Source organism: Neobacillus niacini (genome assembly GCF_023715415.1).
GTDB lineage: Bacteria > Bacillota > Bacilli > Bacillales > Cytobacillaceae > Neobacillus > Neobacillus niacini_C.
Genome location: NZ_JAMBOB010000104.1, coordinates 1 through 250, shown reverse-complemented (window position 1 = coordinate 250; position 250 = coordinate 1). Strand labels below are relative to the sequence as shown.

The following is a 250-nucleotide window of genomic DNA, read 5'->3' as shown; positions in this document are numbered from 1 at the left end:
GCTACCCACACCTCATCCCCGCACTTTTCAACGTGCGTGGGTTCGGGCCTCCATCCAGTGTTACCTGGACTTCACCCTGGACATGGGTAGATCACCTGGTTTCGGGTCTACGACCACATACTAAAAATCGCCCTATTCAGACTCGCTTTCGCTGCGGCTCCGTCTCTTCAACTTAACCTTGCATGTAATCGTAACTCGCCGGTTCATTCTACAAAAGGCACGCTATCACCCATTAACGGGCTCTAACTAC

The 250-nt window shown here is 52.0% G+C and carries 1 rRNA gene; it reads right to left on the bottom strand.

The annotated features are described in order from the left end of the window. Positions 1-250 (bottom strand): 23S ribosomal RNA (locus M3189_RS26765); the annotation flags it as partial.